Source organism: Pseudomonas sp. FP818 (assembly GCF_030687335.1).
Taxonomy (GTDB): domain Bacteria; phylum Pseudomonadota; class Gammaproteobacteria; order Pseudomonadales; family Pseudomonadaceae; genus Aquipseudomonas; species Aquipseudomonas shahriarae.
On record NZ_CP117427.1, the window covers coordinates 3,932,915 to 3,945,388 of the forward strand.

Annotated in this window: 15 protein-coding genes; 6 read left to right on the plus strand and 9 right to left on the minus strand. The window is 59.2% G+C overall.

The window, feature by feature from the left end; genetic code table 11:
* Nucleotides 1–5: 5 nt before the first annotated feature.
* The 4 genes from PSH80_RS17690 to PSH80_RS17705 are packed head-to-tail and all read right to left on the minus strand — an operon-like array spanning nt 6 to nt 4,577.
* On the minus strand, nt 6–1,028 hold the full coding sequence (locus PSH80_RS17690) for a LacI family DNA-binding transcriptional regulator (RefSeq protein WP_057960167.1): 1,023 nt from the start codon (nt 1,026–1,028) through the stop codon (nt 6–8).
* A gap of 3 nt (nt 1,029–1,031) precedes the next feature.
* On the minus strand, nt 1,032–2,009 hold the full coding sequence (locus PSH80_RS17695) for an ABC transporter permease (protein ID WP_057960168.1): 978 nt from the start codon (nt 2,007–2,009) through the stop codon (nt 1,032–1,034).
* The gene (locus PSH80_RS17700) at nt 2,006–3,559 is read right to left on the minus strand and encodes a sugar ABC transporter ATP-binding protein (protein WP_120733617.1); all 1,554 of its coding nucleotides are present in this window, start codon (nt 3,557–3,559) and stop codon (nt 2,006–2,008) included. The genes PSH80_RS17695 and PSH80_RS17700 overlap by 4 nt, the downstream gene beginning before the upstream one ends.
* Nucleotides 3,560–3,617: 58 nt before the next feature.
* Nucleotides 3,618–4,577, minus strand: coding sequence for a sugar ABC transporter substrate-binding protein (locus PSH80_RS17705; RefSeq protein ID WP_057438626.1), 960 nt, complete (start codon nt 4,575–4,577; stop codon nt 3,618–3,620).
* 517 nt (nt 4,578–5,094) lie between these two features.
* On the opposite strand from PSH80_RS17705, the gene PSH80_RS17710 reads away from it, so the two are divergent.
* The 3 genes from PSH80_RS17710 (at nt 5,095) to PSH80_RS17720 (ending at nt 7,322) form a co-directional block, all read left to right on the plus strand.
* On the plus strand, nt 5,095–6,183 hold the full coding sequence (locus tag PSH80_RS17710; RefSeq protein WP_057438625.1) for an asparaginase: 1,089 nt from the start codon (nt 5,095–5,097) through the stop codon (nt 6,181–6,183).
* Nucleotides 6,184–6,376: 193 nt separating this feature from the next.
* Nucleotides 6,377–6,628, plus strand: coding sequence for a DUF1654 domain-containing protein (locus tag PSH80_RS17715; protein ID WP_057438624.1), 252 nt, complete (start codon nt 6,377–6,379; stop codon nt 6,626–6,628).
* Between the two features lie 4 nt (nt 6,629–6,632).
* Nucleotides 6,633–7,322, plus strand: coding sequence for an endonuclease (locus tag PSH80_RS17720; RefSeq protein ID WP_057438623.1), 690 nt, complete (start codon nt 6,633–6,635; stop codon nt 7,320–7,322).
* Between the two features lie 37 nt (nt 7,323–7,359).
* Here PSH80_RS17720 and PSH80_RS17725 read toward each other — a convergent pair whose 3' ends face one another.
* On the minus strand, nt 7,360–7,734 hold the full coding sequence (locus tag PSH80_RS17725; RefSeq protein ID WP_081044283.1) for a penicillin-binding protein activator LpoB: 375 nt from the start codon (nt 7,732–7,734) through the stop codon (nt 7,360–7,362).
* Between the two features lie 248 nt (nt 7,735–7,982).
* On the opposite strand from PSH80_RS17725, the gene csrA reads away from it, so the two are divergent.
* The 3 genes from csrA (at nt 7,983) to PSH80_RS17740 (ending at nt 8,997) form a co-directional block, all read left to right on the plus strand.
* Complete coding sequence (gene csrA / locus PSH80_RS17730; RefSeq protein ID WP_057960171.1) at nt 7,983–8,177, plus strand: carbon storage regulator CsrA; 195 nt, start codon at nt 7,983–7,985, stop codon at nt 8,175–8,177.
* 211 nt (nt 8,178–8,388) lie between these two features.
* Nucleotides 8,389–8,655 carry a hypothetical protein gene (locus tag PSH80_RS17735; RefSeq protein ID WP_057438621.1) on the plus strand — a complete coding sequence of 89 codons (267 nt, stop codon included), beginning with the start codon at nt 8,389–8,391 and terminating at the stop codon, nt 8,653–8,655.
* Nucleotides 8,656–8,781: 126 nt separating this feature from the next.
* Entirely contained in the window at nt 8,782–8,997 is a 216-nt protein-coding gene (locus PSH80_RS17740) for a hypothetical protein (RefSeq protein ID WP_162947747.1), read from the plus strand.
* On the opposite strand, the gene PSH80_RS17745 is transcribed toward PSH80_RS17740, so the two are convergent.
* From PSH80_RS17745 to PSH80_RS17760, 4 genes are all read right to left on the minus strand, one after another.
* The gene (locus PSH80_RS17745) at nt 8,984–9,664 is read right to left on the minus strand and encodes an HAD-IA family hydrolase (protein ID WP_057960172.1); all 681 of its coding nucleotides are present in this window, start codon (nt 9,662–9,664) and stop codon (nt 8,984–8,986) included. The genes PSH80_RS17740 and PSH80_RS17745 overlap by 14 nt on opposite strands.
* A 98-nt stretch (nt 9,665–9,762) precedes the next feature.
* Nucleotides 9,763–10,401, minus strand: a complete 639-nt coding sequence (gene pcp, locus PSH80_RS17750) for a pyroglutamyl-peptidase I (RefSeq protein ID WP_057960173.1) — start codon at nt 10,399–10,401, stop codon at nt 9,763–9,765.
* Nucleotides 10,402–10,408: 7 nt separating this feature from the next.
* On the minus strand, nt 10,409–11,359 hold the full coding sequence (locus tag PSH80_RS17755) for a DUF979 domain-containing protein (protein WP_057438618.1): 951 nt from the start codon (nt 11,357–11,359) through the stop codon (nt 10,409–10,411).
* Nucleotides 11,356–12,081 (minus strand): DUF969 domain-containing protein, encoded by a 726-nt coding sequence (locus tag PSH80_RS17760; protein WP_057960174.1) that lies wholly within the window; start codon nt 12,079–12,081, stop codon nt 11,356–11,358. The genes PSH80_RS17755 and PSH80_RS17760 overlap by 4 nt, the downstream gene beginning before the upstream one ends.
* Nucleotides 12,082–12,474: the final 393 nt, after the last annotated feature.

The window sequence follows — 12,474 nt, forward strand, 5'->3', positions numbered from 1 at the left end:
TTCGTTCAGCGGTTTGAGGCAAACACAGCAGCCAACGGCGCCGTTGACTCACGCAAGACAATGCTCGGCGTGACAATGCGCTGGTCAACCGGCAATTGCGGTGTCGCAATCCGTCGCAGTAACAACTCCGCCGCCGTTTCCCCCAATTGCAGGATCGACTGACCCACAGTGGTCAACGCGGGGTACACATAGCGGCTCATTTGAATGTCATCAAAACCAATCACCGACAGCTCGGCGGGTACCCGCAGGTTGCGCTCGGCGGCCGCCCGCAATACGCCGAAACCGATCATGTCGTTGCCGGCAAATATCGCGCTGGGCGGGTTGTCTGCCAGCAACTGCACCGCCGCCCCATAGCCACCGGTGCTGGTGAAATCGCTTTCCAGCACGCGACTGGCGGGCACCGCGATCCCGGCCTCCTGCAACGCACGCTGGTAGCCGGCCAGGCGCATCTGCGCCACACGGGTATGGGCGGGCCCGCCGATACAGGCGATATCCCGGTGCCCGAGCGCCACTAAATGCCGGGTCGCCAGGTACGCGCCCTGCTCGTGGTCAATGCGCACCAGATCCACATCCACGCCTTCCAGGCCCCGGTCGACAATGACCATGGGCGTGCGCACGCCTTTCAAGCCAGCGGCCAGGCCATCGTCATCACCACCGACGGAGGTGACGATCAAGCCGTCGACACGCTTCTCCAGCAACACCCGTAAATAGTTGCGCTGTTTCTCGGCGTTATCGTCGGAATTGCACAGGATCACGCAGTAGCCATTGCGCTCGCAGTAATCCTCGATGCCCCTGGCCAGCTCCGCGAAATACGGGTTGAGGCTGTTGGGCACCAGCAGGCCGATGGTCGCCGTGGTCTTGGCCTTCAGCGAACGGGCGACCGCGCTGGGCACATAGTCCAACTGTTTGATCGCGGCTTCGACCTTGAGTCGCACGGGCTCGCTGACCGGGCGTGTCCTGTTCACCACATGGGACACTGTGGTGTAGGAAATCCCCGCAAGCGCCGCCACATCCTTGATGGTTGCCATGGCTTAGCCCCGCCGACTGGCGCGTTGACTGCGGTAGGTGTCGAGCACCACGGCAATCACGATAACGGCGCCGGTAATGATGCGTTTGGTCGGCTCGGTCGCACCGATCTGCGCCAGACCGGCCGCCAATACAGAAATAATCAGCACCCCAAAGAATGTACTGATCACCGAGCCACGCCCGCCCATCAGGCTGGTGCCGCCGATCACCACCGCGGCAATCACCTGCAGCTCCAGGCCTGAGCCAGCGTTCGGGTCGGCCGCTTCCAGGCGCGAAATCTGGAACAGCGCCGCCACCCCGGCCAACAGCCCCATCAGGCTGAACACCAGGATTTTGTAGGGTTTTGGATTGATCCCCGCCAGGCGCACCGCCTCTTCATTGGTGCCGATGCCGATCAGGTAGCGACCAAACACGGTACGCGTCAGTACCGCGTGGGCCACGATAATCACCAGCAACGCAATGATGAACGACGGCGAGATACCAAAGGCCACCGGGTTGGACAGCCAGGCAAAGGAGTCACCGATATAGGCAGTGCGCGACCCGGTCATCTGGTAGGCCGCGCCACGGGCCATTTCCAGCACCCCCAGGGACACAATGAACGACGGAATCCGCCAGGCCACGGTGATCGAGCCGGTGATGGTGCCGGCCAGTGCCGCGCAGCCCATGCCGAGCAAGGCTGCGGGTATCACGCTCCAGCCCCAGCCGAGGATCGCCACGCTGACCGCAGACGCGGCCAGGGCCAATACCGAGCCCACCGACAGGTCAATGCCGCCGATGATCAGGATGAACGTCATGCCCACCGCCAATACCATCAGGTCGGGAATCTGGTTGGCAATGGTGCTGAAGGTGCCATAGGACCAAAAGTGGCTGCTCAGCGCCGAGAACAGCGCAATCATCGCCAGCAATGCACCAGCCAGACCCAGATAGGTGCCCAGGCCGTAGAAATTACCGCCGGCTTTGGCGGTTGGAGTTGCTGTTTTCATGGGTTTGTCCTGGGCGCGGCTTCGTTGAGCAACGCATCACGTTTCTGATAGCCGGCAAATGCGGCAGCAAGCAATTCATCCTGGGTCCAGCTGGCACGCTCGAAGGTCTCGATCAAGCGCCCGGCAGACAGCACACCGATGCGGTCACAGATCAGCATCAGCTCCCGCAGGTCGCTGGACACCACCACCAGCGCCTTGCCCTGGCGAGTCAAGTCACCCAGCAGCGCATAGATATCAAACTTGGCACCCACGTCGATGCCACGGGTGGGTTCATCAAACAGCATCACTGCGCAATCACGCTCCAGCCAGCGGCCGATTACCACTTTCTGCTGATTGCCGCCCGACAACTCGGACACCAATTGCGCCGGGCTGGAGCTGCGGATACGCATGGCGTCAATCTGCCGCTTGGCCAGGGCCGTTTCGTCGCGCCCATTGACCAGGCCGGCGCTGGACACCTTGGCCATATTGCCCAAGGCCGTGTTGGCGCTGATGGACTGGCTCAACAACAGGCCCTCGCCCTTGCGATCCTCGGTAATCAAGGCAATGCCATGGCCTACAGCATCCACCGGCGAACGAATGCTCACCACCCGGGCCGGCGAGCCGAGGGCTACCGTGCCACTGTCGGCCAGGTCGGCACCAAAGATCAGACGCAGCAACTCCGTACGGCCGGCACCGATCAAACCCGAGATACCGTAGATTTCACCGGCTCGCACTTCAAAGGACACGTCGTGAACCTTGTCCGCTCGGGTCAGGCCCTTGACCGTCAAGGCCGGCGCGCCGATGGTGCGCGGACCTAGGTCGATGTGCTCACCCAGCTCACGACCGACCATCAACGTGACCAGTTGTTCGCTGTTGTAATTGGCCATCGGTTCGACACACACCAACTGGCCGTCACGCAGCACTGCAATGCGTTGAGCTACCCGTGCCAGCTCTTCCAGCCGATGGGAAATATAGATAATTGCCACGCCCCGGGCCTGCAGGCGGGTGATTTGCTCGAACAGCATCTCGACTTCACGGGCGGTGAGCATCGCCGTCGGTTCGTCGAGGATCAGCACATGGCAATCGCCGATCAGGTTGCGGGCGATCTCGACCATCTGCTGATGACCAATGCCCAGGCTGCCGACCAGGGTGTCCGGGTCAATGGCATCCAGGCCCACGTGTGCCATGGCCTCAATCGCGGCCTGGCGCAACTGCTTGCGGCTGATCCAGCCACCGCGGTTGGGCAGGTTATCGAGGAACAGGTTTTCGGCCACGGTCAGGGTCGGCAGCAGGTTGAGCTCCTGCATCACCATGCGGATCCCCTGCTTTTCCGCCTGGGTCCGGCTGGCGGGGGTGTATGCCTGACCATTGAACTGCATCTGGCCAGTGGTTGGCGTGACCAGACCGCCGATGATCTTCGACAAGGTGCTTTTGCCCGCGCCATTCTCACCCGTCAACGCCAGCACCTCGCCGCGATTAAGCGTCAGGGTGATGTCGGACAGGACAGGCTGGGCATAGGTCTTACCGATACCACTGACCGAGAGGACAGGGGTCGGTGCGGAAGATGACATAAGAAAATCTCCAGGCGCCCGCTCCATGTGAGCGGGCGCTGTAGTGCGCGGCCAGGGGTTATTGCTTGAGGACGAGCTCTACCGGCGTTTCGATCACGCCGTCCACGGACTCGACTTTTTCGCCCTTGACCAGCTTCAGCGCATTCTGGATACCAAATACGGCTTGCTGGGCAGCCGCCTGGTCGGCGGTGGCCAGGACGCGACCGTCGTTGAGCATCGGCTTGATCGCAGCGATGTTGTCGTAGCCAACCACTTGGACCTTGCCCGCCATGCCCGCTGCGCGCACCGCTGAAACGGCGCCCAGGGCCATGTTGTCGTTACCGGCCAGCAGCGCCTTGAGGTCCGGGTATTCGCTCAACATGGCCGCCGCCACCTTGTTGCCCTGGTCGATTTCCCAGTTACCGGACTGCACGGACACAATCTTCATACCGGCCGCACCCATGGCGTCCTTGAACCCGGCGGTGCGTTGCTGGGCATTGGTGGTGGTCGGGACGCCTTCGATAATGCCGACTTTATCGCCACTCGCCAGCTGTTTGGCCAGGTACTCGCCGACCAGACGCGAACCCTTGCGGTTATCCGGGCCTACAAAGGGAACCTCGAGGTTTTTGCTTTTCAACACTTCAGGGTCCAGGCGGTTATCAATGTTGACCACCTTGATCCCGGCATCGGAGGCTTTCTTCAGCACGTTGACCAACGCCTTGGAGTCGGCGGGTGCGATGACGATTGCGTTGACTTTGGCGAGGATCATCTGGTTGACGATATCAATCTGCGCCGAGGTATCGGTTTCGTTCTTGATCCCGTTGGTGATCATGTCGAAATCGGCGGCATGGGCTTTCTGATAGTCCTTGGCACCGTCTTGCATGGTGACGAAAAACTCATTGGCCAGGGATTTCATCACCAGGCCGACCTTGGGTTTGGCGGCGGTGTCATCAGCGAATGCAGAGGAGAGAGGCAGGGCAGCGGATGCGGCAGCCAGCACGGCGGCAGCAAGCAAACGTCCAGCGAATGGAAGCTTCATGGGTTCACTCCGATCTTATGATTATTGTGAGCAACGCCTGCACATTCACTTCACTCACCGAGTGCCGTGAAACACCTCGCAAACGTTTGCGCTAAACAAACTATGCGAAGGCTGCCGAATTTTGTCAACGAAAGAAAAGGGCTTTTTCTTCGTTGGCTCTACCTCCTGCCCTACAGCTCGACCAGCTCCTGGCTAAACATCCGGGCTGGGTGATCGTTCTCTAAAAACGACAGATCGGCAGGCACACCTCAGAAGGATGCTGCTGATTTTCCCAGGGTGATTTTCGGACAACCGAACACCACAGCCTCCTGCGTTCGGATATTCGGACACGAGCTGAAGCCAAGAGATCACGCAGCATCAAAAAATATGATTTAAATCAACAAGTTAAAATCAAACCCCAAACAAAATCCCGCTGGTACAAATCCTGCTCTTAATCAGCACCTTGTGGCGCTCAGCGCAGCCCGGGGTGTTCTGGATGAACCTGCACAAGCACTCATCAAAACTAGAGAGAAAAATAATGAAATCTGCACTCAAGAACTTTGTTCCGGGCGCTTTAGCCCTGCTGCTGCTCTTCCCCGTGGCCGCCCAGGCCAAGGAAGTTGAATCCAAGACCAAACTGTCCAACGTAGTCGTGCTGGCCACTGGCGGCACCATTGCCGGCGCTGGCGCCAGCGCGGCCAACAGCGCCACCTACCAGGCGGCCAAGGTGGGTATCGAACAACTGATCGCCGGCATTCCGGAGCTCAGCCAGATCGCCAACGTGCGCGGCGAGCAAGTGATGCAAATTGCTTCCGAAAGCATCACTAACGAAAACCTGCTGCAACTGGGTCGTCGTGTCGCAGAACTTGCCGACAGCAAAGACGTGGACGGCATCGTGATCACCCACGGCACCGACACCCTCGAAGAAACCGCCTACTTTCTCAACCTGGTGGAAAAAACCGACAAGCCAATCGTGGTCGTGGGCTCCATGCGTCCAGGCACTGCCATGTCGGCCGACGGCATGCTCAACCTGTACAACGCTGTGGCTGTTGCCGGTAGCAAAGACGCACGCGGCAAAGGCGTCCTGGTGACCATGAACGACGAGATCCAGTCGGGTCGCGATGTCAGCAAGATGATCAACATCAAGACCGAGGCCTTCAAAAGCGCCTGGGGCCCACTGGGCATGGTCGTAGAGGGCAAATCCTACTGGTTCCGCCAGCCGGCCAAGCGTCACACCATGAACTCGGAGTTCGATATCAAGAACATCAAGAGCCTGCCCGACGTTGAAATTGCCTACGGTTATGGCAACGTCAGCGACACCGCCTACAAAGCCCTGGCCCAGGCTGGCGCCAAAGCCATCATCCATGCCGGCACCGGCAATGGCTCGGTACCGGCCAAGGTAGTACCTGCCCTGCAGGAACTGCGTAAGGAAGGCGTGCAAATCATTCGTTCTTCCCACGTCAATGCCGGCGGTTTCGTTCTGCGCAATGCCGAGCAGCCTGACGACAAATACGACTGGGTTGTGGCCCATGACCTGAACCCGCAGAAAGCCCGCATCCTGGCCATGGTCGCCCTGACCAAGACCCAGGACAGCAAGGAACTGCAGCGGATGTTCTGGGAATACTAAGTTACTGACACACCGCTAACACCCTTGTAGGCGCCGACAGGGACAACAGGTCGTTGTCGGCTCCTGCAAAAAATCCTCGCTGTACACCAATCCGCGTAAACCGTTGTCACACGGACTTCTTGAATTTTAAGCAGTTGCGAATTTACTCACAGTTAAATACTGTATGTTCGTACAGCTAATTAAGGACTCCTCCGTGGCCAAGCCCTCCTCTGCAGCACCGACACCGCCCGACGCCTATCAACGCCTGGCGATCCGTGTGCAAAAAATCATCAATTCCACCAACGCCCAAAAAAACAAGGCCGCGTTGATTTTCCGTTTGCCGGAGGAACCCGAGGACGAGTGGGCACGACTACTGGAGGAAATCGCAGAAAACGACAACGTCACCCTCGCTTATCGCGATGATGGCGGCGTGCAGATTTTCTGGGTCGTACCGAAGGAAGATTGAGTCAATGAGTGTCCGTTTTATCGCCCTGTTCTGTGTTTTTTTTGCTACTGCCGCCCACGCCCAAGCCCCACGTACCTTCAGTGAAGCCAAGAAAATCGCCTGGAAACTCTACGCCCCGCAATCCACTGAGTTCTATTGCGGCTGCAAGTACACGGGTAACCGGGTCGACCTGAAAGCCTGCGGCTACGTTCCGCGTAAAAACGCCAACCGGGCGGCGCGCATCGAGTGGGAGCACATTGTCCCGGCCTGGCAGATCGGCCATCAACGCCAGTGCTGGCAAGACGGCGGACGCAAGAACTGCACGCGCACCGACACCGTCTTCAAACGCGCTGAAGCTGACCTGCACAACCTGGTACCGAGCATCGGCGAGGTCAATGGCGATCGCAACAACTTCAGTTTTGGCTGGTTGCCGGTGCAGAGCGGGCAATATGGTTCATGCCTGACCCAGGTGGACTTCAAGGCCAAGAAAGTCATGCCCAGGCCATCCATCCGCGGCATGATCGCCCGTACTTATTTCTACATGAGTAAACAATACGGCTTGCGCCTGTCGAAACAGGACCGCCAACTGTATGAAGCCTGGAACCGTACCTATCCCGTGCAGCCCTGGGAGCGCCAGCGCAATCAAACCGTAGCCTGCGTGATGGGGCGTGGTAATGAGTTCGTCGGCCCGGTGAACCTGAAAGCCTGCGGATAAACATGAGCGGGATCCACGGATCCCGCCAACCACCGTATTACGGGCGGGCCTTGTGCTCGATCACCAGCGACTCGGCGTCGGTCTTCTTCTTTTTCACCAGTCTTTCCTGCAACTGAACCTGGCGAGCCTCAGCCTCGGCCTTGCTGGCGAACGGCCCCAGCAGCACCAGATCCTTGCCGTCTTCCTTGGCCAGATAGAATGTGAAGCCGTTTTCCAGCAACCAGGCGGTCAGGTCGGTCAGCGCCTGTAATTTATTGTCGGGCGAGCGCACCAGGATATCCCACTGCACAGCGGCAACCGCAGGAGCCTGGGCCTTGGCGGCTTCAGCCTTGTCTCGGGGGGTGTCGAGATTGGGCCCCTCACCGCATCCGGCCAACGCCAATACCACAATTGCCATCGCTACTTTACGCACTGCCCTGCCCCTTTAAGGTTCAAAGAGGCAACTTTATCATTCACTGTCTATTCTGGCCGTCATAAACGTTGGCTTAAACATTGCGAAGGATGTTTCCCAGACCTGTATGATGGCGCCATGGGAATTAATGCCGCCTCCATGCGTCCTAAAAGAGGCAGCCACAGGGAAGCGCTTCACAGTAAGCTACACATAACCGACATCCGCCCTGTTAGAAACATGCGTCCTTCAAAGCAATCAAGGAGAAGTCCATGCTGATACTCACCCGCAAAGTCGGTGAAAGCATAAATATCGGTGATGACATTACGATCACCATTCTGGGCGTTAGCGGCCAGCAAGTAAGAATCGGCATCAATGCTCCCAAGGATGTTGCCGTGCATCGCGAAGAGATTTACCAGCGCATCCAGGCAGGCCTGACTGCACCGGACAAACGCGAAATACCTTGAAGCCTCCCCAGTAGCCAGCCCGCTCGTCCCCTGTAACGGCTGGCGAAAGCCCCCTTGGCCTGTCTACGGTATCCCGTGATCAGCGCAGCTCGCGCCAGGCCCTGCCACCGGTTGTCAGCATGCAGGTTCAGCCACGGAACTTGCTGACCGTATCGCAGACAAACCCCTCCAGGAACGTAACAAAACCTTACAGTGCCTTCGGAGCGCGTTGATGAGGCGATCCCGCAAAGAGCCCTACACCTGCAAATCCTGGATGATCGCCCTACTGATTGCCCTGGGTTTTGTGACAATCGGATACGGCCTCAGGCTGTACATGGAAGGCAGCACCACCGCGCAGGATGCCGATACATGGCCCGACCTGGCGCTATTTCTCGGTGGTTATCTGTTCTGCTTCTGCCTCAAGCCCATTCAGTCTGCGATCCAGCGAAAACTCAACCGCCGTGCGTTTCGTCACGCTCGTCAGAAATCCCCCTCCTGACGCACCGATTGGATCCTCTACTTGAAATATGAGGAACTATCCGCCCCGGTAGCACCCATACCCTTACACTTCATAAAAAACGTTATCGATATGGACATAGAACATAACGCTAAAAACCTACAGTCCTTGATCGAACAACTTTCAATAGATAAGCCGAAATCTTCCAGCGAACTGCTGGGCAAGCCCGAGGAAATCCTCGCCGGCCTGCGCGAGCTTTACCTGTTGAAACTGATCACGGGTACTGTCATCCATGGACACATTAGGGATCCACTGGGCTACCAATGGATTGGCGCCGAGAACATCCTGCTGACCCGGCGCGGCGCGGCATTCAAGCCGGTGTAGAAGGCCGCAGACGCAACAGGCCGGCCGCATCACACTGCACCCGCACGCCGTCATAACTGGCAATCGTCGGATGTTCCGTTGCCATCGGCTCCCAATGCGTCGATGTCACCACTACGACGTCCGCGCCCGCCGCCTCCCCGGCACGGATCCCCACCGACGCGTCCTCAAACACCAGGCACTCGCCTATTGGCACCCCCAAACGCTTGGCCCCCAGCAGGTAACCGGCCGGATCCGGCTTGCCATTGGTTACATCCTCAGCCGTTACCATGACGGCCGGCGGCACCAGCCCTGCCGCCTGCATACGGCGCAGCGCCAGCGCCTTGGGCGCGGACGTGACCACCGCCCAGCAATGCGTGGGCAAGCTCTGTAGAAACGTCACGGCTCCGGGGATCGCCACCACGCCCGCCACGTCCTCGATTTCTGCCTCGGTAATACCCCGCGCCTCGGCCTGCGCATCTACCCCTGGCAAAGCCTGACGAGTGATGGTGTCGATGGCGCGCACGCCATGGATGGTGGTCAAGAACGCCTCGACGTCCAGGCCATGGCGCTGCGCCCAGGCGGCCCAGACCCGCTCTGCGGCGGCGATGGAGTTAAGGAGAGTGCCGTCCATATCAAACAGGAATGCACGGTACTGACGATCAAATACGGCCGATTCTTTGGCGGACACTGCAGGGCTTCCTCTTGCACTCGTCGCCCGTTGTCGGGCCCTGATGCAATCTACGGATCGGCCCCGAGCTTGTAAACGAACGATGACGCATCAGCGCATCAGCACACCTGGCCGCCGCTCTCGGCAATATCACGCGGCGTATTCCAGGCCGCCAGGACCGCAATCCTCAGCCCTTCAACCGTTGTCGCCAACGCCATCGAAGGCTGAGGCTCAGCCGCCTGCCCTGGCAGATACGGAACATGGATAAACCCACTGCGCACACCCGATCCAAACAAGGCATGCTGCAAGCGGTAGAACACCTGGTTACATACAAAGGTGCCCGCCGTTTGCGAAACCGAGGCTGCGATTCCGGCCTCGCGCACCGCCCTGACCATGGCCTTGACCGGCAAGGTGCTGAAGTAGGCAGCAGGCCCCTCGGGGGTCACCGCCGTATCCACGGGCTGGGCACCGAGGTTGTCCGGGATCCGTGCATCAATCAGATTGATCGCAACCCGCTCGATGGAAATATCACTGCGCCCAGGCCCCAGCCCCGTGGCAATCACCAGTTGTGGCTGATGCTCGGCCAGCAACTGGTTCAAACAGCTGCCGGCAGTGGCGAAGGCACAGGGCAATTGACGGGCGACGATGGTCACGCCTTCTTGCAATTGCACCCCATCCAGCAGGCGCACCGCCTCCCAGGACGGGTTGATCAGGCCTCGATCGAATGGCTCGAACCCCAACAGCAACACAGTTTCCATCTCAACCTCACATCAACAGATAAAGCAGGACGATATTGACCAGCAACATCATCAATGCCGTGGGTATCTGCGCCTTGATCACCGCGTTTTTGTCCGGTAATTCCAGGAGCGCTGCAGGCACAATATTGAAGTTTGCCGCCATCGGGGTCATCAGCGTACCGCAGTAGCCGGAGAACATGCCGATGGCCGCCATCACCGCCGGGTTGCCGCCATAGATCCCCACCAGCACCGGCACGCCCACACCACCGGTCATCACCGGGAAGGCGGCAAAGCCGTTACCCATGATCACCGTAAACAGCGCCATGCCCAACACATAGACCATCACCGCGACCAGCTTGTAATCCAGGTTGATGTAGGTGGTGGTGACGTGAGCCACGGCCGTGCCAACGCCGGCTTCGTTGAACAACAAACCAAGCATTGCCAGCATCTGCGGCAGCACCATGGCCCAGCCCAGGGCTTCGGTCAGGCGTCGCGATTCACGCAGGGCCTGCACCGGGGTATCGCGGGTCAGCCAGCAGGCCAAGCCCAGGGCAATCAGGCAGCCGAGACCAAGGGACACGAACGTGGTGTTTTTCGGGTCCAGCAGCGGCACGCCGCCAATCTCGGTGTGCTTGAGCAGCACCGAGCCGATCACCGTGGTCAACGGAATGGCCAGGGCCGGAATAAACAGTTTATGACCCAGCCGACCAGCACTGGCGCGGGACTCCTTGTCATGCAACTCGACATGGGTACCACGCCCTACCCCGCCGAGCCCGGCGATCAGCGCCATCAGCACCACGCCAACACCCACCACCACCGACGGCAGGTGCTCACCCACCAGGAACGGAATGGCGAACAGTAACCAGAAAAACGCTGTTGACCAACGCTTGGGGTGGGTGCGGTCAGCCAGGATCATGCCTGCAGTAATCAGCAACAAAACGCCGGCAAGCCAGTACAAGTATTGAATGGAAATGATCATTGCGCGGCCTCCGCCTGAGCGTTAACGGGCGCAGTGGCCGTCAGCTCACGCGTCAGCCTTCGGTCAAACCGGTGTAAACGGATGGCGTGCACAATGAACGCACAAATCGCCGTGGGGATGCCCCAGACCGCAATGTGCAGCGGCTCGACATCAATACCAGAGCCCAGCAGGAAGGTGTGCATCAGGGCAATCGCACCAAAGGCCACGAAGATATCTTCACCAAAAAACAACCCCACGTTGTCCGTGGCGGCACACATCGCCAGGACCTTGTGCCGCACCTTGTCCGGCAGCTTGCCGAAACGCTTCTCGGCAGCCCCTTCCGCCATCGGCGCCAGCAACGGGCGCACCATCTGCGGGTGCCCGCCAAGACTGGTCAGGCCCATCGCCGCCGTGGACTCGCGAACAAACAGATAAATGATCAACAGACGCCCGACGGTGGCCCGCTCGAAACGTGCAATCCAGTTCTGTGCGTGCAGGCGCAAGCCATGGCGCTCCAGCAGGCCGATAACGGCCAGGGGCAGCAGCAGGATCAATTGCAAGGCGCGAGTCTGCAGGAAGCCGTCGCCCATGGTGGCGAGGATTTTTTCCAGGGGGAAATGCGCGGCAAACCCGGTGGCAATCGCCGCCGCCGTCACCACCAGTAATGGGTTGAAGCGCAACACAAAGCCGACCACGATGACGAGCACGCCAATCAGCGGCCAAAGGTTCACAACAGTTTGCATGGCGTTGAGTCCTTGATTGCGTGCTACGACGCCTGCATCGCTGATAAGCGATAACGGGCAGCCCGACGCGGATTTTTATTATTGACCGAGTAGGTCGAGGGTCACTGGCGGGCATCTTTGCTGCTTGGGGCGGAGGGTGTCCAACAAGAAAAATTGTTGCTGCAAATCAATAAAGTTTGTGAGGGGATGTAAGCCAACCAGGGTCACGTCAGGATTTACGGGCTCAAATCCTGGCGTGGCCTTTTGGGGAAAGCTGCTAGATCAGGGCTGCCAAACCTTGGAGTTGGCTGCGGCCTTGAATTGGGCGCTGTGTTGAGGGGTGGCCGAGGGCCCGAAGTCGCCGAAAATACTGTACGAGCAATAGAGGCTCCCGAAGGAAGACACTCAAGGCGC

Bases quoted from the DNA above. Each gene is read 5' to 3' on its own strand.
- PSH80_RS17690 (WP_057960167.1), bottom strand. From the start codon at position 1,028: ATGGCAACCATCAAGGATGTGGCGGCGCTTGCGGGGATTTCCTACACC.
- PSH80_RS17695 (WP_057960168.1), bottom strand. From the start codon at position 2,009: ATGAAAACAGCAACTCCAACCGCCAAAGCCGGCGGTAATTTCTACGGC.
- PSH80_RS17700 (WP_120733617.1), bottom strand. From the start codon at position 3,559: ATGTCATCTTCCGCACCGACCCCTGTCCTCTCGGTCAGTGGTATCGGT.
- PSH80_RS17705 (WP_057438626.1), bottom strand. From the start codon at position 4,577: ATGAAGCTTCCATTCGCTGGACGTTTGCTTGCTGCCGCCGTGCTGGCT.
- PSH80_RS17710 (WP_057438625.1), top strand. From the start codon at position 5,095: ATGAAATCTGCACTCAAGAACTTTGTTCCGGGCGCTTTAGCCCTGCTG.
- PSH80_RS17720 (WP_057438623.1), top strand. From the start codon at position 6,633: ATGAGTGTCCGTTTTATCGCCCTGTTCTGTGTTTTTTTTGCTACTGCC.
- csrA (WP_057960171.1), top strand. From the start codon at position 7,983: ATGCTGATACTCACCCGCAAAGTCGGTGAAAGCATAAATATCGGTGAT.
- PSH80_RS17735 (WP_057438621.1), top strand. From the start codon at position 8,389: ATGAGGCGATCCCGCAAAGAGCCCTACACCTGCAAATCCTGGATGATC.
- pcp (WP_057960173.1), bottom strand. From the start codon at position 10,401: ATGGAAACTGTGTTGCTGTTGGGGTTCGAGCCATTCGATCGAGGCCTG.
- PSH80_RS17755 (WP_057438618.1), bottom strand. From the start codon at position 11,359: ATGATCATTTCCATTCAATACTTGTACTGGCTTGCCGGCGTTTTGTTG.
- PSH80_RS17760 (WP_057960174.1), bottom strand. From the start codon at position 12,081: ATGCAAACTGTTGTGAACCTTTGGCCGCTGATTGGCGTGCTCGTCATC.